Origin of the sequence: Candidatus Nitrosotenuis uzonensis, from assembly GCF_000723185.1 — an archaeon.
Lineage (GTDB): Archaea > Thermoproteota > Nitrososphaeria > Nitrososphaerales > Nitrosopumilaceae > Nitrosotenuis > Nitrosotenuis uzonensis.
This window is the reverse complement of the sequence record NZ_CBTY010000009.1, coordinates 412,087-431,307: the sequence shown is the minus strand read 5'-3', so window position 1 is coordinate 431,307 and position 19,221 is coordinate 412,087. Positions and strand designations below refer to the sequence as shown.

24 protein-coding genes are annotated in these 19,221 nt (G+C 41.9%); 12 read left to right on the top strand and 12 right to left on the bottom strand.

Annotation, left to right across the window (positions count from 1 at the left end; all coding sequences use genetic code 11):
- Positions 1-24 precede the first annotated feature (24 nt).
- Positions 25-786 (top strand): SDR family NAD(P)-dependent oxidoreductase, encoded by a 762-nt coding sequence (locus NITUZ_RS07740; protein ID WP_048196766.1) that lies wholly within the window; start codon positions 25-27, stop codon positions 784-786.
- Positions 787-876: 90 nt separating this feature from the next.
- Entirely contained in the window at positions 877-1,383 is a 507-nt protein-coding gene (locus NITUZ_RS07735; protein WP_244443846.1) for a cupredoxin domain-containing protein, read from the top strand.
- Positions 1,384-1,386: 3 nt separating this feature from the next.
- On the opposite strand, the gene NITUZ_RS07730 is transcribed toward NITUZ_RS07735, so the two are convergent.
- The gene (locus tag NITUZ_RS07730) at positions 1,387-2,256 is read right to left on the bottom strand and encodes a CBS domain-containing protein (protein ID WP_244443845.1); all 870 of its coding nucleotides are present in this window, start codon (positions 2,254-2,256) and stop codon (positions 1,387-1,389) included.
- A gap of 101 nt (positions 2,257-2,357) precedes the next feature.
- Here NITUZ_RS07730 and NITUZ_RS07725 point away from each other — a divergent pair, with 101 nt between their 5' ends.
- The 3 genes from NITUZ_RS07725 to NITUZ_RS07715 are packed head-to-tail and all read left to right on the top strand — an operon-like array spanning position 2,358 to position 4,651.
- Positions 2,358-3,503: a CBS domain-containing protein gene (locus NITUZ_RS07725; protein ID WP_048196764.1), complete on the top strand. Its 1,146-nt coding sequence runs from the start codon at positions 2,358-2,360 to the stop codon at positions 3,501-3,503.
- Positions 3,504-3,521: 18 nt separating this feature from the next.
- On the top strand, positions 3,522-4,259 hold the full coding sequence (locus NITUZ_RS07720; RefSeq protein WP_177309477.1) for a proteasome assembly chaperone family protein: 738 nt from the start codon (positions 3,522-3,524) through the stop codon (positions 4,257-4,259).
- A 5-nt stretch (positions 4,260-4,264) separates the two neighbouring features.
- Positions 4,265-4,651 (top strand): Hsp20/alpha crystallin family protein, encoded by a 387-nt coding sequence (locus tag NITUZ_RS07715; RefSeq protein ID WP_239654857.1) that lies wholly within the window; start codon positions 4,265-4,267, stop codon positions 4,649-4,651.
- Here NITUZ_RS07715 and NITUZ_RS07710 read toward each other — a convergent pair whose 3' ends face one another.
- Positions 4,652-4,915, bottom strand: coding sequence for a hypothetical protein (locus NITUZ_RS07710; RefSeq protein WP_048196758.1), 264 nt, complete (start codon positions 4,913-4,915; stop codon positions 4,652-4,654).
- A gap of 124 nt (positions 4,916-5,039) precedes the next feature.
- Between NITUZ_RS07710 and NITUZ_RS07705 the strand changes: the two genes are divergently transcribed.
- The gene (locus tag NITUZ_RS07705) at positions 5,040-5,522 is read left to right on the top strand and encodes an Hsp20/alpha crystallin family protein (RefSeq protein ID WP_048196756.1); all 483 of its coding nucleotides are present in this window, start codon (positions 5,040-5,042) and stop codon (positions 5,520-5,522) included.
- A 13-nt stretch (positions 5,523-5,535) separates the two neighbouring features.
- On the opposite strand, the gene NITUZ_RS07700 is transcribed toward NITUZ_RS07705, so the two are convergent.
- The 3 genes from NITUZ_RS07700 to NITUZ_RS07690 all read right to left on the bottom strand — a co-directional run bounded on the left by NITUZ_RS07700 (position 5,536) and on the right by NITUZ_RS07690 (position 7,427).
- On the bottom strand, positions 5,536-6,123 hold the full coding sequence (locus tag NITUZ_RS07700; protein WP_048196750.1) for a hypothetical protein: 588 nt from the start codon (positions 6,121-6,123) through the stop codon (positions 5,536-5,538).
- Between the two features lie 34 nt (positions 6,124-6,157).
- Positions 6,158-7,015 (bottom strand): CBS domain-containing protein, encoded by an 858-nt coding sequence (locus NITUZ_RS07695; protein WP_048197064.1) that lies wholly within the window; start codon positions 7,013-7,015, stop codon positions 6,158-6,160.
- A gap of 79 nt (positions 7,016-7,094) precedes the next feature.
- Positions 7,095-7,427, bottom strand: coding sequence for a helix-turn-helix domain-containing protein (locus NITUZ_RS07690; RefSeq protein WP_048196747.1), 333 nt, complete (start codon positions 7,425-7,427; stop codon positions 7,095-7,097).
- Positions 7,428-7,522: 95 nt separating this feature from the next.
- Between NITUZ_RS07690 and NITUZ_RS10195 the strand changes: the two genes are divergently transcribed.
- Positions 7,523-7,663, top strand: a complete 141-nt coding sequence (locus tag NITUZ_RS10195; RefSeq protein ID WP_177309476.1) for a hypothetical protein — start codon at positions 7,523-7,525, stop codon at positions 7,661-7,663.
- A 1-nt stretch (position 7,664) separates the two neighbouring features.
- Here the strand turns inward: NITUZ_RS10195 and NITUZ_RS07685 are convergent, their stop codons facing one another.
- On the bottom strand, positions 7,665-8,102 hold the full coding sequence (locus tag NITUZ_RS07685) for a universal stress protein (protein WP_048196745.1): 438 nt from the start codon (positions 8,100-8,102) through the stop codon (positions 7,665-7,667).
- A gap of 140 nt (positions 8,103-8,242) precedes the next feature.
- Between NITUZ_RS07685 and NITUZ_RS07680 the strand changes: the two genes are divergently transcribed.
- Entirely contained in the window at positions 8,243-9,844 is a 1,602-nt protein-coding gene (locus NITUZ_RS07680; RefSeq protein ID WP_244443844.1) for a peptidase, read from the top strand.
- A 204-nt stretch (positions 9,845-10,048) separates the two neighbouring features.
- On the opposite strand, the gene NITUZ_RS07675 is transcribed toward NITUZ_RS07680, so the two are convergent.
- Positions 10,049-10,378: a P-II family nitrogen regulator gene (locus NITUZ_RS07675; protein WP_048196743.1), complete on the bottom strand. Its 330-nt coding sequence runs from the start codon at positions 10,376-10,378 to the stop codon at positions 10,049-10,051.
- A gap of 132 nt (positions 10,379-10,510) precedes the next feature.
- Between NITUZ_RS07675 and NITUZ_RS07670 the strand changes: the two genes are divergently transcribed.
- Together NITUZ_RS07670 and NITUZ_RS07665 are read left to right on the top strand one after the other, a co-directional pair.
- Positions 10,511-11,785 carry an ammonium transporter gene (locus NITUZ_RS07670; RefSeq protein WP_048196742.1) on the top strand — a complete coding sequence of 425 codons (1,275 nt, stop codon included), beginning with the start codon at positions 10,511-10,513 and terminating at the stop codon, positions 11,783-11,785.
- Between the two features lie 61 nt (positions 11,786-11,846).
- Complete coding sequence (locus NITUZ_RS07665) at positions 11,847-12,266, top strand: pyridoxamine 5'-phosphate oxidase family protein (protein ID WP_177309475.1); 420 nt, start codon at positions 11,847-11,849, stop codon at positions 12,264-12,266.
- Here the strand turns inward: NITUZ_RS07665 and amrS are convergent.
- Entirely contained in the window at positions 12,263-13,318 is a 1,056-nt protein-coding gene (amrS, locus tag NITUZ_RS07660) for an AmmeMemoRadiSam system radical SAM enzyme (RefSeq protein WP_048197059.1), read from the bottom strand. The two genes, NITUZ_RS07665 and amrS, sit on opposite strands and share 4 nt — an antisense overlap.
- Positions 13,319-13,420: 102 nt before the next feature.
- On the opposite strand from amrS, the gene NITUZ_RS07655 reads away from it, so the two are divergent.
- On the top strand, positions 13,421-14,623 hold the full coding sequence (locus tag NITUZ_RS07655) for a methionine adenosyltransferase (RefSeq protein WP_081844904.1): 1,203 nt from the start codon (positions 13,421-13,423) through the stop codon (positions 14,621-14,623).
- Here the strand turns inward: NITUZ_RS07655 and NITUZ_RS07650 are convergent, their stop codons facing one another.
- Both NITUZ_RS07650 and NITUZ_RS10190 read right to left on the bottom strand, forming a co-directional pair.
- Positions 14,624-16,072 (bottom strand): RtcB family protein, encoded by a 1,449-nt coding sequence (locus tag NITUZ_RS07650; protein WP_048196738.1) that lies wholly within the window; start codon positions 16,070-16,072, stop codon positions 14,624-14,626. It lies immediately after the preceding gene.
- A gap of 30 nt (positions 16,073-16,102) precedes the next feature.
- Positions 16,103-16,372, bottom strand: coding sequence for a nitroreductase family protein (locus NITUZ_RS10190; RefSeq protein ID WP_048196737.1), 270 nt, complete (start codon positions 16,370-16,372; stop codon positions 16,103-16,105).
- 55 nt (positions 16,373-16,427) lie between these two features.
- On the opposite strand from NITUZ_RS10190, the gene NITUZ_RS07640 reads away from it, so the two are divergent.
- The gene (locus NITUZ_RS07640; RefSeq protein WP_048196735.1) at positions 16,428-17,339 is read left to right on the top strand and encodes a ribose-phosphate diphosphokinase; all 912 of its coding nucleotides are present in this window, start codon (positions 16,428-16,430) and stop codon (positions 17,337-17,339) included.
- A 468-nt stretch (positions 17,340-17,807) separates the two neighbouring features.
- Here the strand turns inward: NITUZ_RS07640 and NITUZ_RS07635 are convergent, their stop codons facing one another.
- Together NITUZ_RS07635 and NITUZ_RS07630 are read right to left on the bottom strand one after the other, a co-directional pair.
- Positions 17,808-18,152, bottom strand: a complete 345-nt coding sequence (locus NITUZ_RS07635; protein WP_048196732.1) for a P-II family nitrogen regulator — start codon at positions 18,150-18,152, stop codon at positions 17,808-17,810.
- 58 nt (positions 18,153-18,210) lie between these two features.
- A complete protein-coding gene (locus NITUZ_RS07630) occupies positions 18,211-19,080 on the bottom strand; it encodes a transcription initiation factor IIB (protein WP_081844917.1) in 870 nt (289 codons plus the stop codon).
- Positions 19,081-19,221: the final 141 nt, after the last annotated feature.

Genomic DNA, 19,221 nt, shown 5'->3' with positions numbered 1-19,221 from the left:
AAGATAATTAATACTAGAGTAATTATGAGATTGAAGAATAAGATAGCCGTCATAACTGGCGCTTCAAGTGACATAGGTGCAGATATGTCAAAAAAATTCGTTGATGAAGGTGCCACAGTTGTTATGATGGGACGCAACATCGCATCCTTGGAAAAGGCCCGCTCTGCATTAAAAAACAAGGAATCCGCAGTTTCCATGACATGCGATATTACTGATAACTCACAGACGCTGAGCGTGATAGAGCAGGTAGTTGACAAATACGGAAGAATAGATATTCTGATAAATAATGCGGCAAAAATCAACGATGCAATTCACTTTCATGAAATGAAGGACTCTGATATAGCAGATCTTGTCAATACAAATATTGTCGGTACATTTAACGTCACAAAAGCTGTCATACCAAAAATGCTGGATAACAAGAGCGGTTGCATTATAAATATAGGCTCTATATCAAGCGAGCGAGCAATACCAAAAGTACATCTTGCAGTGTATTCAGCTACGAAGGCGGCACTTTCTATGTTCACCAAATCAATAGCAGTAGAATACGCAAGAAAAAACATACGCTGTAACTGTCTTAACCTTGGAATAATCAACGCAGGCATGATAAAACCTTACCTTGAAGACCAGCAGGCACGCAAAGTACTAGAAGAAAGACAACCTCTTCACAAAATAGGTGAGCCTGCGGATGTCTCAAACGCAGCAGTTTTTCTTGCATCCGATGAAGCAAAATGGATTACGGGCACAATACTGAACATTGATGGCGGAAAATCGGCTTCAGAAGGGTAGCCGCCCATCTTTATCTTAATAACATACTCGTAATTTCCAACTCTGGATTTTTGCACCCAAATTATATCTTCATGTGACGAATATTTTCCGTTGCATCTTGTCAAAATGCTTGTTTTTGCAACCGCAATGCTGATTCTTGCGGCTCATTCTAACGCTGTAGCTGAGCGTGTACCAGAGTGGGTAAAAAATACTGCAATGTGGTATGCTGAGGGCAAGATATCTGAAACGGAGTTTCTGAATGCAATAAAATTTCTTTTAGATAACAAAATCATAGTATTGGAGGAACAAGCAACCAAGAAAAAGACATCAGTTGCAAATATCGTCATACCAAATGGAAATTCCAAGGTAGGAAATGTCGGGTTTTACATGCCACTGAACCTTGAGATAGAAAGAGGAACAACTGTAGTCTGGATAAACGACGATAACATAGAGCATACGATAGTAAGCCAGGATGACAAAGGTAATGTAATACCACTGTTTAATAGCAAAGCGTTAAAGACAGGCGAGAGATTCACGCACAAGTTTGATCAAGGTGGAGTATACCATTACTTTTGTACAATACACCCATGGCGAGTTGGAATGGTCACAGTATCATAAGGCTTAACGTTTTGCAATAGCATTTACTATGTCGGATTTTGTTATGATTCCCACAAGCTTGGACTTGCTTACTACTGGAAGCCCGCTTATGCCATTTCTTATCATCAACAAGGCGGCAACGGAGACGTCTTCTGAGGCACCAACAGTGATCGGATTTGCAGTCATTATGTCCTCTGCTCTGAATGACAAAATATAGGAAAGCTGGTTCATCCTAAATTCATCCGGCTTTGGATTGAGCCTGTATTCTTCAACCTCTTTAGGATCGGCAAACTGCCTTATCCATCTGGGCATCTTTGCAGGCAGAAAATCTCTGTTTGTTATAATGCCTACAGGCCGTTTGTTCCTTTCCACAACTATTCGTGAGATTTTGTGTTTTACAAGAAGGCTTTCTACTAGTAAAAGCGAATCTGCAGGCATAACGGTGATCACATGGGGGGTCATAATCTCGGAAACGGACAAAGAACTTGTAGCACGTGTCAAGAATATGGAGACTAGGTCTGTCTTTGTCACAATGCCTGCAAGCTTGCCATCATCATTTAAAACCAAAATCGAACTGATCTTATTGCCGCTCATAAGCTTTGCACAATCATAAACGGTGTCAGATCTTTTTACAGTTATCAGGTTTTTTGACATAAAATCTCTTACTAGGATCTTCTCAATTGATCTGCCTCCATACTCGTATATTGTTCTAACAAAGTCTTTTTCTGTGATCATGCCTACCGGTCTTCCATTAGAATCAACGACGGGCAGTCTGCTCAGCTTGTGCCTTAGCAAAACATCTCTTGCCTCAAGCAATGTAGAATTCTGTTGCACTGTGATCGAATTCCTCAGTATTTGATCAAGACTGGAATTTTTTAACTTCATTGCCTTCATTATATCGGCAAAACCTAGATAGAATAACATTTTGTCTGAATATCAGTATTGGAAATTGTATTACTTGTTTAATTTATTAATAATATGATCGTAGTTCAACAATGAGTCTTGATGTAATTCACGAACATATGCACAAGATAATGAGAGAAAAAATCAACTCCATCGTGAGCAAGGCTACTGTAATAGAGCCCACAATGAAGGTCTCTCAAGTAATTTCTAATATGGCCGGTTCCAATACGTTTGATGCCTTTTGTAGGAAAAACAACGCAACATTTAACGTAAACATTCGCGATCTTCTACAAAGTAAAGACATAACGCGCATGAGCGTAGAGCCGTTTTTCAACACAGTTTCAAGCCTATCTGAAAATAGCACCGTTGAAGAGGCCGTACGCATTATTACACATAACCGAATAAGATCTGCTCCTGTGGTAAAAGGCGATCAGGTGGTAGGAATAGTGGAATCAAAGAGCATCTTAAAACTGATCTCTGAGCTTGACAATAAATGGATAAAGGCAAACCAGTTCTTCACACCAAATCCAATAGTGATTGACAAGCAGACCCCGCTTAGCACTGCAAGGAGAATAATGACTGACAAGAGAATTGATCACTTGCCGGTGGTCAACAATAACGAAGTCTCTCAAGTACTGACGTCATACCATCTACTCAAGACAATTCTTCCACGGGAGCGCGTTGGCAAAAAAGACATTGGAGCAAAGAAGATACGAAACTTGGAATCCTCCGTTGGGAATCTTGGGACAAACAGGATGGCAAGTTGCTCACCACTTGATGACCTAAGTACAGTTCTTAGTACAATGCTCCACGCAAATACCACGTTCTGCCTTGTGACACTGCGTTCTGGCCTGCAGGGTATAATCACTTACAGGGATATTCTAAATTTGCTTGTCACAAAACAAAAGAGCGCCGTTCCATTGTTTGTGGTGGGAATGCCAGCAGAGGACAACTCTGATATAATCACTCGCAAATTCACAAAAACACTTGACAGATTAGCCAAAGTATATCCGGACATTCTGGAGGCAAGAGTATATGTGAAAAAATTACATGGCACTGGTAGCAGATACAACTATGAGGTCTCAACACTCATAGCAACCCCGACCAAGAGAGACAGCTTTTCTACTACCAATTATGATTTATCAAAAGCATTTGATGAGTTATCATCAATAATACTAAGAAAGCTCTCCAAGCGTGCAAAACGTCGCTACAAAATCAGCATAAGAAAGATGGTGTGAACAGATAACGGTATCACATTGACACAAAAAAAATCAAACAAAGCAAAGGCCAAATCCGAAAGAATACTGCTGCTTGGATTTCCAGGAAACGGTCTTATCGGCACGTTCACCATTTCCTACATTATATCGCATCTTCAGATGCAACTGGTAGGGGAAATCAACCATCCTGAAATGCCTCCTACCGTATTTGTGGAAAACGGTGAGATAATAGGGCCAATTAGGATCTATAAAAAAGGCGACCTTTACGCCATAATCGCAGACGTGCCTATCCATCCTGACATTGCATACGAGTTTGTACATTCACTTGCAGAATTCTGTAAGCGTGAGAAAATAAGCAAGGTGATAGTTCCAAGCGGTGTTGACACTGAAAGCGTAGACAAAAAAGACATCAAAACATACGGCCTTGCAACAGATGAATCGCTAGAAAAACTATTGTATGATAACTCCATCCCGAAATTTCTTGCAGGGTCTATTATTGGAACCGATGCTGCAGTAATAAGCACATTCAGAAATTCCAGAATTCCTTTGCTTATGCTTTATACTTCGTGCCATCCATATTTTCCAGACCCGCAAGCATCAGTGCATGCAATTACCTCCCTTGCTAATGTGATAAACATCCAGGTAGATACAACCGACATCCAAAAGCGAGTAGATTATTTGCGAATTCAACACCGCAATCTCATGCAGGAAACACTCGAAGCGCTATACCAACAAGAAAAGCCGGCTCCTTCAAACGTGCCTCCAATATACCGGTGATGATATTGAAAATTAATTGGATTGATGATGATTTTCTGCATTTGCCTATTTTGCAATTCGGTGACGACCTTGAACAAAAAATATTGAGTCCTCTATCATACATTAGAGAACATGAATCAAAATGGGTCCTAGAATTTGATCTCCCATTAGTTGAAAAAAAAGACATAGCAGTAAGCATTGATTCCAACGAGACGCTGGTGGTAGAAGCAAAACTAAAGGAAGTATATACTGATTCCAAGGGAGGACGACAATATCAGTTTGAATATTTCAAAAAAAGCCTACCAATCCCAAAAAATGTAGATGTGGAAGAGATCTCTGCACGGTTCTCTGATGGAAGATTGACAATAACCATGCCAAAATCATTCCAAGGAAATCCAATTAATATAGAATGATTATTTGAACATCTCGTCTACTTTGGCCCTGTATTGACTAACAAGATTTCCAAACTCTGCAAGATCTTGCTCAGATGGAGATTGTATCCGCATCGCATACTGACTCAAAAATACGTAAAATGCATTACTTACTATCAGATTAAAACAGGAATCAGACAAATTAGTGTTGGGAAATGCATTCTTGACGAATGGCAAATACGACTTTGCCTGACCGATAAGAAGGTCCATATGATTTTTCATAAAATCGTAAATCTCTTTTTGCATTCTAACCGTGATTGCAGCCTAAAAATAAATAAAATATTGTAAATTATCAGATCTGATTTTCAGACAAATTCCAAATTTGAGAATCTTCATTATCTTATTTAATAATATTTTACAATACAGCGCAATGACAAAAAATAACTCACAAAAACAGACTGAACTTGTCCCTGTATGGCCAATCAACTGGACAAGCCTTGATAGAGCATTCGACAACTTTAGAAGAGAATTTGAAAGATCACTTAGCGCATTTCCTACAATTCAAACAATGCTTCCAAGACCCGCTTCAATGACCTGTGATATCGCAGATGAAGGTGACAGATACGTCATAAAGCTTGACGTTCCTGGCGTAAAAAAGAACGAGATTAAACTCAACGCCTCTGATAATTCACTTGAAGTATCAGCACAACACAAAGAAGAGGAGGAAGAAAAAAAGAAAAACTATGTCAGAAAAGAAAGAAGTGAAATTTCATACTATAGAACAATACCTCTACCTGAAAAGATATTATCATCCAAAGCACAAGCGAAACTTGTAGATGGAGTTCTTAACATAACAGTACCAAAGGCAGTTCCAACACCAAAGCCGAAAAGCTCTCCAGTACAAGTCCAGTAATATTTTTATTTTTTTAGTAATCATGCTCGGAAAAATCAGAACCTAGCGGTATGGAGGCAATCACTGTTTTTTCCGTTGTCTGACATTTGAGATTCTGTTCGGGCAAAAATTCTCTAAATATTTCCTTTAGTAATTGTTCTGTAAAAAATGACCATTTTATGCCAAGTTCGTGTTGTATGATAAAATGGTGCACTGCTCCTTCAATCCTGTGGTCTGACTTCATTCCTGATGCACGCATATAATCCTCCAATGTCTCGATACATCTTTTCAGATCATACTTGCCCTTCATGAAAAGGACAGATTCTTTGATTATTGGTTTTATCACATCGACGATATCGTTGATGTCTTCGCCTTCAAGATCAATTCCTAATGATTCCATTATTTTCTTCGGGATGGGAATCATGCCTATTTTATCCGAAAACCTGTCCCAGCTCAGGTATCTTTCCAAAATCTGTCTGACTAGTACGTTCTGTGAAATGCTCTTCTGCATTGCTTCCGTTTCTAATTCCTCTACAACTTTAGCAGGAAGCCTGTAAGTTATACTTCGTGTGGTCTCTTTTTTTGGCGCATGAGGCTTTCGCTTGGGAATATTGCTTTCCAATTAACTGGAGGAATCTTTTATCGTATTTTAACAGTTATGGATAGGTACGATATATCTCAAGAACCTTGCCGTGTGGTATGACGTTACTGTATGCTCTAACAACATCGAACTTGGATACAACGCCTGTAAGTTTGGAATCCTTCATGACAACCACTGGAATTCCGCTAACTTTGTTTTTTATCATAAGCGCTGCTGCATTAGCAAGATCCTCGTCCTGCTCTACTGTAAGAATTTCGCTCTCAATCCACTCACTTACCGTTCTGGCATCTGCCCGTTCTGCAGGCAGAAGATATCTACGAGATTTAGTGTTTTCCTTAAAGTATTCGCTATGCCTCAAAAATGTATTTGTGGTAATGACTCCTTTGACAATGCCCTTATTGTCTGTGACAACTAACCTTGATACGTCATTTTTGTTAATGAGCTCAAGGGCATACTGCAACGAATCTGTCTCTCTGCATGTGACAACCTTGTCTGTCATGTAGTCCTTTACTTTGTATTTTCCAGAATATGTGGACGCAAAGGCTGCAGTAATGTCTGTCTGTGTAGTTATCCCAGCGAGCCTACCCTCATCATCCACCACTATAATCGAGCCCACCTTGAATGTTATCATACGCGTTGCACATTGCTCAAAGTGGTCTGTCTGATTTGCTTGTATTGTGATTAGGTTTTTTTTCATTATTTCCTTAAGCGTAATCTCATCGAGAGCGCGCTTTGTAGTATCTTTTTCAAGAAACCTGCTGATGTCCCGTTCTGTCACAATGCCTATCGGTTTGGTGTCCTTGACAATCGCCACTCTCTTGATAAAGTTGGTTTTCATCGTGTTTAGCGCATCATGGACCGTGTTATGCATTGACAGTGTAAAAACCGGACTCGAAAACGGTTTGGGATCCATTACAAAAGCATCCCTGTCAAGTGATTTATCATACAATATTGATTCTCAATCATGATTACCAAAAACTGGAAATTAGTCCCTAACATGGTACGTTTGGGACTATCTCGACATCAATATCTGTGCCATTGAACTTTGAGATTATGGCTCTTATCTTGCTTTTGTATAGAAAATGTTTCTTCCCCTCAGTTGTTATTGCGCCTGATATGGCAAGCAATCTGTTATCGTACAAACTCTGCAGTCTCCTGTATACAGTACTGATCGGGATCTTGCACTCCGCACTGATCTCTATTGCAGATTTTGGCGCGTTCATGGTAGTTTCTATTATTGCACGACAATATTTGTCTGAGATTATCTCAAGTATGGCGTCTTTTCTATCATCGTCGATTTTTCTTCCAACAAGTTGAATTTGCATGACATCATATTCTCATTGTTTAATATATCAAGTAGGCACGCTTTGCATTGCAATGCAATCATACTGTTTATGTCAATTTTTCTGCCTAACTCGTCATGGTTCAAACACACAATCCCAAGTTCAACTGGGGCACAATATCTGAGAAAAATTCAGGACACACGGAAAATGAATGGGGTATGGCAAAAAACCCCAAATCCCAAAGAATCGTGGCATATACAGTCTCTTGGAACAAATAATCTATTTTACTACAAGCACTGGTATTGTTGCCTTGTGTAGGACATAGTTTGAAACGCTGCCAAAGAAGATCTCTTTGACGGCTCCTATGCCTCTTGCTCCAATCACTATGAGATCGAATCCTTTATCCTTGGCAAACTTTACTATCATGTGTCCTGGATCGCCAAACGTGATTTTTTTCTCAAACAGGATACCATTTTGCGCGCAATGCTTTTCCGCAAAATCCATAATATCCTGCGCATTCTGAAGTATCTGTTTTTCTGGATATTGAACTGATCTGGCAGATCTGAATGCAGGATGTGGTGGCCTCTGCAGAACACAAATACCTACTAGTTTTGCATGTGACTGTCTGGCAAGACCTATTGCAGTATCTAAGCCACGCATGGAATTCTTGGAGCCATCAAGCGGTACCAAAATATTCTTAAATTTTGTAGATATCATACGCACCGTACAGTTTCACTCTAATTAAATAGCGCGGAAAATTCTCAACTGTGAAACCAAGCATGACGCGCCAAAATTATTTAATTTTACTCCTCCTTTGCAGAACAGATTTTTAATATAGTCTGAGTCGTCACTATATTATGCGATATGTGCTCTTGTACTTGTTACTGTTAATTTCCGCATTTTCGTTTCCGACTGCATTTGCGCAGCACCATGGGGGAGAACAAGCCCCACCAATCAGCTTTGGAGACAAAAAAGTGACTGTGAGTGCTATTCTGAATCCTCCTGACTTTATACCAGGAAAGAATACAATGGCAAATCTGCAGATAAGATTCTTTGATAGCAATACTAACACAAACATAGAACACGTAACGTATAGAGTGCAAATATTCCGCGGAGAAAGTCTTCTGGCAAATCAGATGTTCTTTGATAAGGATGGTGAGCTCAACATAAGAGTCCAACCCGTGGGTGGTTGTCAAGAAAAAGATCTCTGGAGATGCACAACCTATGAGGGAGAAAAAGATCTTGTGGTACCAAACGCACTCACCTCGTCAGGAAACAGCCTCCCAATCATCAAGGGACCTGTATTTGATAAAAGCGGAACATACACTCTCAAAGTTGCAATCATAGGAGCTACAAATCCAAAAACACAAACAGCACAAGACATTAACTTTGAAACTAGCATCAACATCGCACAAGAACAGCAATTCTCATTTGCAGCAGGAGGCGGGAATACGCCAGTTACAGTGAAAGCATTTGGTGATAGTTTGACTGGATTGAAATTTGATGAGACTACAAAAGCAATTACTTTCACAATGCCATTTCATTGGGAACACGCAGAGCATGTCCAGCTAGTAAGAAACGATATAGAGATCCCAAAATCATTTTCGCCGTACAGCTCAGTTCACAGCTTTAAAGGAACAATAAACGGAATACCAATGTTTCCAAGCGGCATTCATTATGATATCTATTCCAAAAAAGATGTAAACGTGTTGCATTTTGCAGTTGGCAGCGAAGAGCTTAAAACGATGAGCAAAAAGCTTGGCTCATCTGACAAGCACACTATGACAGTAGTGATAATGCCAGATGAGAACGCAATAATATCATCAGACGTGGCATTTTCCAACGGATACAAAGCCAAAATCTCATACGATTCCAGGTATGGGGCAAACAAGGATGTGGCGTTCACTTTGGCATTTTTTGACTCTGGCGGTGAAATCGCAAAAGATATCCGGTATGCATTCAGCGTAATGGATTCATCAGGAGATGAATTCATACAGAATATTGGTAATAATCCGCAGTTATTAGGAATCACAGTTCCAAGCGGTGTTGACTCTAGGCTTATAACAATACCAGAACAAGGTAAATACACACTCCAACTAGTGCTTGTAGGAAGAGGCCTTGTCGACTTTAACCCGTTTTCTTCGGCTACAATGAAATTTGAAATTGGTAACATGGTGCAGCCCCCCACACAAATACAAATCCCAGTATGGATAAAAAACAACGCCAAGTGGTGGGCCGATGGAACAATCGGTGATGCCGACTTTGTATCCGGAATACAATTCCTAATAAAACAAGGAGTTATCAAGATACCTCCTACAACACCTGCAGGAGCTGGTACAAACCAGATCCCAGTATGGATAAAAAACAACGCCAAGTGGTGGGCCGACGGAACAATCGGTGATGCCGACTTTGTATCCGGAATACAATTCCTCGTAAGCCAGGGAATAATCAGAGTTTAACAAGTACTGTTTTTTGAAAAATACACACACTATGCTTTAAACAGAAAATTCTGCTCTGATAGCATGTCATCGCAAGATACTTGGGTTACATGCAAAAAATGTAACCAAAAAAGTGCACTTTCAGCGATGGATGTGACCTTGTATAGAGAAAATTGGTATCACATATCATGCTGGAAATCAACAGTTGGAAAATTCTAATTTTTATTATATTGCTTTTTGGCCTTCGGCGCCTGACTTTATATCTACAGCTCTGAGAACCGGGTAAACGAAGATCTTGCCGATTGTGGCATTTTCCTTGATTATCTTGATTGCATCTTGTTCCATACTTTCATCAACTATTACCTCAAGCACATATTTGTCAGAAAACTGTGGGATGAAAATTTCAGTTCCCTTTGATGCGTGGATTTCAGGACCTGGGTTCTTGCCCCTTCCGCGCTTTTTTGAGACTGTAAGGCCGCCTACGTTAATCTTCTTTAATCCCTCACTTACTGCCATTACTTCGTTCTTTGGCAGTATTACCTCAATTCGTATCAATATCCTCCCTCAATCGTACACGGTAAAAAATTTTGTCAAAACGCTCACTTGTGATATGTGATGATTATCAATTGATAATCAAGACTGCGATCTGAGGGCAGAATTATATACGATATCAATTTTTTTGCGATTGTGCCAATAGATACAGGTGATACAGCATGGATTCTCGTTGCTGGAAGTCTTGTATTGCTGATGATTCCAGCCTTGGGTCTTTTTGAGGCAGGTCTGCTCAGAAGAAAAAACACAGTCTCAATTTTCATGCAGATATTCTTTGGTCTGGCACTTCTTAGTGTAATGTGGTTTGTCTTTGGATTCAGTCTTGTGTTCGGGCCTGATGAGACGGGCGGCCTTGCAGGCAATCTTGATTACGTATTTCTAAAAAACGTGCCTTGGGACGATTCACTTCCATACGCCCCGACAATTCCTGGAGTTCTGTTTGCTAAATTCCAACTTATGTTTGCGTGTATTACACCACTACTTCTTACTGGAGTGATTGCCGAGAGGATGAAGTTTTCCGCATTCATACTGTTTATTGTTGCCTGGTCTATACTGATCTATTATCCGCTCACCCACTGGGTGTGGGGTGGCGGATGGCTAGGGGCCCTAGGCGTTTTTGATTTTGCAGGAGGCATAGTCATTCACACAAGTGTGGGAATGGGAGCGCTTGCAGCCGCTATGGTGCTTGGCAAAAGAAGAAACTACGGACCTGCAATCATGGTGCCTCACAGCATACCAATAGCAGTACTGGGTTCATCGCTTTTGTGGTTGGGTTGGTTCGGCTTTAACGCAGGAAGCGCCCTTGCATCAGGAGGAGTTGCAGGAAACACTGTGATTGTAACACACATGGCATCATCGGTTTCAGCTCTTATCTGGGTAGGACTCTCATGGATGCGAACAGGAAAACCAAGTGTTGTGGCAGCAATTAACGGGGCAATAGCTGGACTGGCAGGAATTACCCCAGCATCAGGATATGTCAGCGTTGAGCACTCTTTTATCATAGGAATTGCAATCGGTCTTGCATCATACTGCGGCGTCCTACTAATCAAGGACAGACTCAAAATCGATGACGCACTGGATGTAAGCTCAGTCCACGGAATCGCTGGAATTATAGGCGCACTTGCAATCGGAATTTTTGCATCATCTGCAATAAACCCGACAGGTCCGGACGGACTATTATTTGGTAACTACGAACAGATCGGCATCCAAGCAATAGGCGTGGGTGTTGCTGCAGCCCTAGGATTTGGAGGCACGTATGCAATAATGAAAGTACTGAACTTCCTTATTGGCGTTAGAGTATCAAAAGAAGTTGAAGACATCGGTCTTGACATAGGAGAGCACGCAGAGCAGGCTTATGCAGACGAGGAAGAATTCAAAATCGACGAAGATCTTCAAAAACACAGCAAATAACTTCAAAATCACTGGATAAAATCTGACCAAACTTTATCTTTTTGAGCGCACACAGATCATGATGGTAAAAATAACAGACGAGATAGTGCAACTAATAATCCGAGAGGGCAACGTAGTTCTTGTGGGGAGCGTTGACAGACTAGGAAACCCAAACATTTCTCCGCGGTATGTAATGGCAATTCTGGATGATGAAAAAATTGTCTTTGCGGATGCATTCATGAATAAAACATTTGCCAACATACGGTCTTGGCCCAAGGTTACAGTTGCAGTAGTGGACAAGGCAAACCGGGGCGGCTTTCAGCTAAAAGGTGATGTCGAGGAAGTAAGCGATCCTGATATAGTAGCTCAGGCTGCAAAAAAGCTAAAAGAGCTAGGATTCCCTGCAACCAATCCCATAGTGTGGGCCCTTGGCATAAAGGAAGTCTATTCAATAAAACCAAGCGAATCATCAAAAAACCCGTTGATGTCAGCCTATGGCTAGATTACCATCTGGAATCTCTTTTCCCTGTAATCCTTATCGAGTCTTCCTGTTATCGGAATCCGATTGCCGCAAAACCTACACGAATTGCTCTCATCAAGATTCCATTCTAGTATGTCAAAACTGTACCTTCGAACAACAATTTTGCCACATTCAGGGCAGTAGGTACTCTCATACTTGTGACCCGGAACGTTTCCAATGTATACATACTTGAGGCCCATTTTTTTTGCAACATCGTAATGGTTTTCCAGTGTCTTTACTGGGGTTGGCTCAAATTCCATCATCTTGTAGTCTGGATGGAATCTCAAAAAGTGCACCGGCATCTCGGGGCCAAAGTTATCATAAACGAACTTGCACATCTTTCTTGCATGGTCTAGATCATCTCCAACCTGTGGCACCACCAGATCCGTAATCTCAACGTGAATGTCTGTTTTTTTCAGCTCAAGCAGGGTCTCAAACACCGGCTCTGAGCTGGGAATGCCAACATATCTGCGAACAAATTTTTGCTCGCCATTTCCCTTAAAATCAACCGTTATGCAGTCAAGAAACTCCTTCATCATGTTTACCGATTCTGGGGTACAGTAACCGTTTGAAACAAAAATGTTGAACATGCCGTGATTTCTTGCCAAGACTCCACAATCTCTTGCAAACTCGATGAATATGGTGGGCTCGTTGTATGTGTACGCTATTCCATGACACTTGTTATCCAGTGCGGATCTGACAAGCTCCTCAGGAGAATAATCATCGCCTTCCACCTTCCTCCTCTGACTCAGATCGTAATTCTGGCAGTATTTGCACAGCCAATTGCATCCGGTAGTTCCAACTGAGAAGATCTTCGTCCCAGGCCTGTAGTGAATTACTGGCTTTTTCTCTATCGGATCTATGTGAGCCGCCGCGACCTTGCCGTACACAAAAAGCATCAGCTTACCATCCTTGTTTCCACGAATACCGCAAAGGCCTATCTGGTCCTTGCCAATCTCACAGTAGCGTGCACAGGCAAGGCATCTTACCTTGTCGTTTGGCAGCCTCTCATACAGTACGGCTTCCTTTTCCATCTGGCCTGATCTCTGCATGATGTCATATTAATGGGGAAATCAATTATCATCCCTGAAAATTATGACTTGGCCTAATCTAGCACAATATCTACTTCACAGTAATTGTCAGAGCAGATATTTGTGGAGACTACAAAGGCAACTCCCACCTTTAAAAAACAATTTGAGATTGTGGAACGCAAAGGAATAGGACATCCAGATACGATCTGTGATCTTGTCATGGACAAAGTCTCAATTGAGCTCTCAAAACTATACCTAAAAGAAACGGGAATAATACAGCACCACAATCTGGACAAGACGATGCTTGTTGCAGGACAAACAGAGAACAGGTTTGGAGGAGGCAGTGTACTAAAGCCGATGAAATTGATAATGGGGGACAGGGTAACCATACTATCAGACGATCACAGAGTTCCAATAGGCGACTTTATGATTACTACTGCCAAGTCCTGGTTTGAGAACAATCTTAGAAATGTCAACGAACATGTGGAGTTTGCCCTAGAGATTGGCCAGAGCTCAAAAGAACTTCGCTCAATATTTGAGGGCTCCAAAACAGTTGCCTCAAACGATACGTCTGCACTTGTGGGATATGCTCCTTTCACAAAAACAGAATCGGTGGTGCTTGAAACAGAGCGGTACATCAACTCTAAAAAGTTCAAGGATGAATTTCCCTTTGCAGGCGAGGATGTAAAAATAATGGGATTCAGGAACGGACAGTGGCTTGACCTTACAGTGGCTGTTGCCTTTGTCGACAGGTACGTGGACTCGGTTGATGATTATTTTGCAAAAAAACACCGAATACTTGAGGCAATAATTGAACATGCCAGTGAAAAGACGGATCTTAACATCCATGGAGCAATAAACTGTCTTGATGATAAGGGCAGGGGAATCGACGGAACATATCTGACGGTGCTTGGAACCTCTGCTGACAATGCCGATTCCGGTGAGGTGGGGCGCGGAAACAAGGCAAACCAGGTGATATCAATTAGTCGGCCTGCAGGAGCCGAGGCGATTGCGGGCAAAAACCCGGTATCGCACATAGGCAAAATCTACAACACGTTATCGTTCAAGCTAGCAAATGACATACAACAGCAAGTGCCAGATATCGAAGAGGTCTTTGTCTGGATGTATAATATAATAGGAAGACCGGTAAACGATCCCAAGGCAGTTGTGGTACAACCGCTTACAAAAAACAACTCCGAGCTGGACACATCAGAACAGGCCCAGATAAGAGAGATAATATCCTCAGGCCTTGAAAAAATGGACCAGTTCTGCAGAAAACTATTGTATGATGAAACCCCGATAGCCTAGTTATCCTTTCATCACGCCGATCGGAACCAGTCTTGCCACTTTTGTAGCTATTCCCAATCTGTGCGATATCTCTGCTACAATATCCACGTCTTTGTATACTTGGGGGGCCTCTTCTACTACATCGTATCTGGTAGTTGATCTGAGATGAATGCCCTTCTGCTGCAGATCCTCTACTACCTGCTTGTAGTTGTATGCCTTATGGGCCGCAGTCCTTGACATCAACCTTCCGGCTCCGTGGACGGTAGAGCCAAAAGTCAGCTCAAGTGAGCTTGACATTCCGAGCAGCACCCAGCTTGCAGAGCCCATTGATCCTGGGATGAATGTGGGCTGTCCTATTCTGCGATATTTTTCTGGAATTTCCGCACTGCCTGCAGGAAACGCACGTGTTGCGCCTTTTCGGTGCACCGTGACTTTTCTCTCACGGCCTTCAATCCTGTGGGTCTCCACCTTGGCAGAGTTGTGTGCAATATCGTATACTAGTTTCATGTCAAGATCAGATTCTGACTTACCGAAAACCAGCTCAAACGACCTTCTTGTCCAGTGGGTGATAGCTTGTCTGTTGCACCACGAGTAATTCATGGCTGCCCTCATGGCCTTCTTATACGACTCGCCTTCCTCGGAGAGGTTGGGCACGCATGCAAGCTGCCTATCCGGCAGCTCGATTCCATATTTTTGGTGGCTATGCTCACAGACTACCAGATAGTCCTTGCAAATCTGGTGCCCGAAACCTCTTGAACCGCAGTGTATCAAAATGGTCACTAGCCCTTCCTCAAGGCCCATTAACTTGGCTGCTTCCAAGTCATATATCTTGTCCACCTTTTGTATTTCCAAAAAATGGTTTCCGGATCCGATGCTTCCAAGCTGTGGCATGGCTCTTCTGCGCGCAACATCTGAGACGGCATGAGGATCCGCGCCTTCCATATGTCCACCTTCCTCGCACATCCGGATATCGTCTTTTGTAGCGTAATTGTGATCAGCAAGCCAGGGAACCCCACGTACAAGTACTTCGTCAAGCTCGGAGCTTGAAAGGTCAATGCATCCCTCCTTCTTGCTCATTCCGGCAGGGATTGTGGCAAAAAGCTCGGCCACCAGTGCCTCAAGCCTCGGTCTTACTTGCGCTTCTGTGAGATTTGTTCGAACAAGCCTCACACCACAGTTAATATCGTAGCCTACGCTTCCTGGGCTGATTATCCCCTCATAGTAATCCATGGCGGCAACTCCTCCAACGGGGAATCCGTATCCCTGATGGCCGTCTGGCAAAACCACGACGTTTTTCTGGACTCCTGGCAGCATTGCGACGTTGACAGCCTGCTCTATGGTCCTATCATTGATCATTTTTTTTAGCAGGTCGTCATTTGCAAAAACCCTCACAGGCACGTTCATGCCGATTGCTGCATCAGTCTCAATTCTGTACTCCAGACTGCTGATTTTTTTGATATGTTCAAGCATGGGAAACCGCACTAGATGATCTGACTTGTCTCACTCATGGGTCTTGACATGACCTCGATCCGCGCAAAAGACAACCAGGACAGCAGCATCACCGACAGAGTCCTGTCCATGAGCTGCTTTGGCAAGCCTGCGTTTGGCGTCTTTTTTTGTTATTGCTAAAATCTTGCATGATTGTAGATTTTCTTCATATGGAGCTCGTACTGCGGTGCTGGATATTCTTTGTACAATATTGGCTGAAATCGACCTGGCTTCAAATTGCCTGACAGAATGCCTTGTGGAAATTATCTCAAAAAACGACATGATGACAATTGAGACAAAGTGCACTTTAACTGAATCATGATTATCATGTGTGGAAATGAACGTAAAGACTTTGAATTTTAGACCGATTTTGTATCTGTTGTTTACGGTAATTGGCGGCTCGCAATCAAAAGAATTGGCACGAAAAATTGCATCGAAACTGGACTGCAAATACGTTGATTCCCAGATAACCATATTTCCTGACGGCGAAAGCAAGATCACACTCCCAGAAACACCCACGGGAACCGTAGTCGTGGTACAAACCACATATCCTCATGCTGACACCAACATGATACGGACTTTGGCTCTTATCGCAAAGGCAAAAAAGACAGCTTCACGTGTCATAGCGGTAATACCATATCTTTGCTATATGCGGCAGGACATGGAGTTCCTTTCAGGCGAGATAGTCACAAGCAAAATGGTGGCAAAACTGCTTGGGGCTACAGGTGCGGCAAAAATTATCACAGTCGATATACACAGCAACCTTGCAGTAAACTATTTTGATGTACCGCTGGTGAATACAAGCGCCGTCCCAAAGATGGCAGGTTATTTTAGAAAATTAGATCTGAAAAGCCCAATGATAATATCACCGGATCTATTCTGGTCTAAAAAAGCAAAACAATTTGCTGAAATACTTGGCGCTGAGCAAATAGCATTAAACAAACAAAGGGACAGAAAAACGGGCAAGCTGAAAATATTGCATCAGAAAAATCTTGATCTTTCAGGAAGAGATGTGGTTCTAATTGATGATATGATAAGTACAGGAAATAGCATGATTCTGGCAGCCCGGTACGCTAAATCCTGCTACTGCAGACGCATTTTTGCAGTGTGCACCCATCCATTACTAGTCGACAACGCAGAAAAGCGATTGATGGATGCTGACATTGACAAAATTATCAGCTCCAATACAATAGAGAACAAAACAAATCAAGTAGATGTGTCTGACATCATAGCGCAATCCATTGAATAGTGTAGATGTGTAGTGAATGCTAATTACGAGCCGCGGTGATTTCCAAGGGTGCAATGTATGCATATCTTGTAGTATCTGTTTGAGACCTCTCTTCTACAACCACACTCACATACGCATTTTTTTACTTGCATTAGTTCTGTATGGATACACGATTATTTCAAGATGATACATTTGATTGTGAATTCTGGTGTATTGATCTATAAACCGGTCTGATGATAATTTCTAACCCTTTTTAATTATTTAGAGAAAATCACGTTTGGTAAATGTGGAGTTTTTTATTAGTTCAGGATGAAGTTGAGAGCTATGAGAGACGATAAATTCTGTCATTGCGGCTCATGTGGACATGAGACTGTGGTCGAGTGCTATCAAAAAGAATGCAAATGTTGCCTGCCTGATCACCAAGGGGCGTTTGGCAAAAACAGATAATTGCTGTCTTTTTTCTACCTGTAAAATGCTGATTCTGACAAGCTAGAGAATATTTTTGCCACTTTCCTTTGTGGCAATATCGAACGCTTCTTCCACATTTGTAACAAATATCTTGCCATCCCCTGCCTTTCCGGTGCTGGCCGCGTTCATTATTGCAGTTACTACCATGTCTATCTTAGAGTCTTCCACCACGGTTACCACCGTAGCAATTCTGTTGTATGCTGCCTCAAATTTAGCAGTGCCCCTTGAGCCCCTGAGAATCGGTCTCTCTCCTGCCCCGATTCCTTTGGACATTGTTATCGTTACTCCGCCTACCTCGCTTATCTTTAACGCGTTTACTACACTACCAAGCTTGTCTTCCTGTATTATCGCCTCAATTCTTTTCATTATGTCAAAAAACAAAGTTCTGATTTAAAACACATTCAGATGATTATCAGAATTGACACTAGGCAGTTATGCAGTGCAAATTCAGCACATCGCTTAAGAATTTTGTCCTGCTTCTTATGGTTACCTCGCTTATTCCAGACGCTCTTGCAATTTCCCTTTGCGTCTTGCTTTCCTTGTTCATAATAGATGACAGGTAAAGCGAGGTAGCTGCCATAGCTATCGGGTTTTTGCCCTCCACAAGTCCCTTTTTCTTTGCGCTTGCAAGTATGGATAGCGCATCGCGTTGTGTCTTCTCTCCTATGCCAACTGAGCTTGCTATTCTGGAGACAAAATCCGCCGAATCGTACGAGGCAAGCCTAAGATCCAGCTTTTCTACCAAAATCCTAAGATGCTTTGAAACATCGTTTACTTTTACATTTGCCGCATTTGCTATGTCGTTGAGCGTTCTTGGCACGCCCGATTCCTTACACGAGACATAAAGTGCGGCAGATACCAACGCAGAAATGTTTCTTCCACGAGTCATCTTTTTTGCCAACGCCTTTCTGTAAAGATATGCCGTCTTTTCTATCACGGTATCAGGAATTGCCAGCTTTTCTTTTACCGTATTTAGCAAGACAAACGCAGTTTTTAAGCTCCTTTCAACAGACGATGACTTGCTACGTGAATCCCACATCCTCAGCCTCTCAAAGGTGTTTTTCATATCGTATGTAAGAGAATTTCCTGTCGCGTCCTTGTTTTTTGTACCTATGATGGTAGAAAGGCCCATATCGTCAAGCGCTAGAGTACTCTTACTACCCGACCTGCTCTTTTCCATATATTGCTCAAAGCCGCGTGTCTGGTATTCAGGACCAAAAGATTCTATTTTCTCTTCCAACACGGAACCGCATTTTGTACACAATACCTCGCCGGTATCAACATCTGTTACCACCACAGAATTGCCACAAGTTTTCTGGACACACTTCATACTATCTAAAAGCACTAGAATATTGTTTTTTCAAAATATAAGGAGAGCTTTGTGGGCAAATTACGTTCAAAAAAACAAAAACCACACAAAATATTCCAGCGGTGA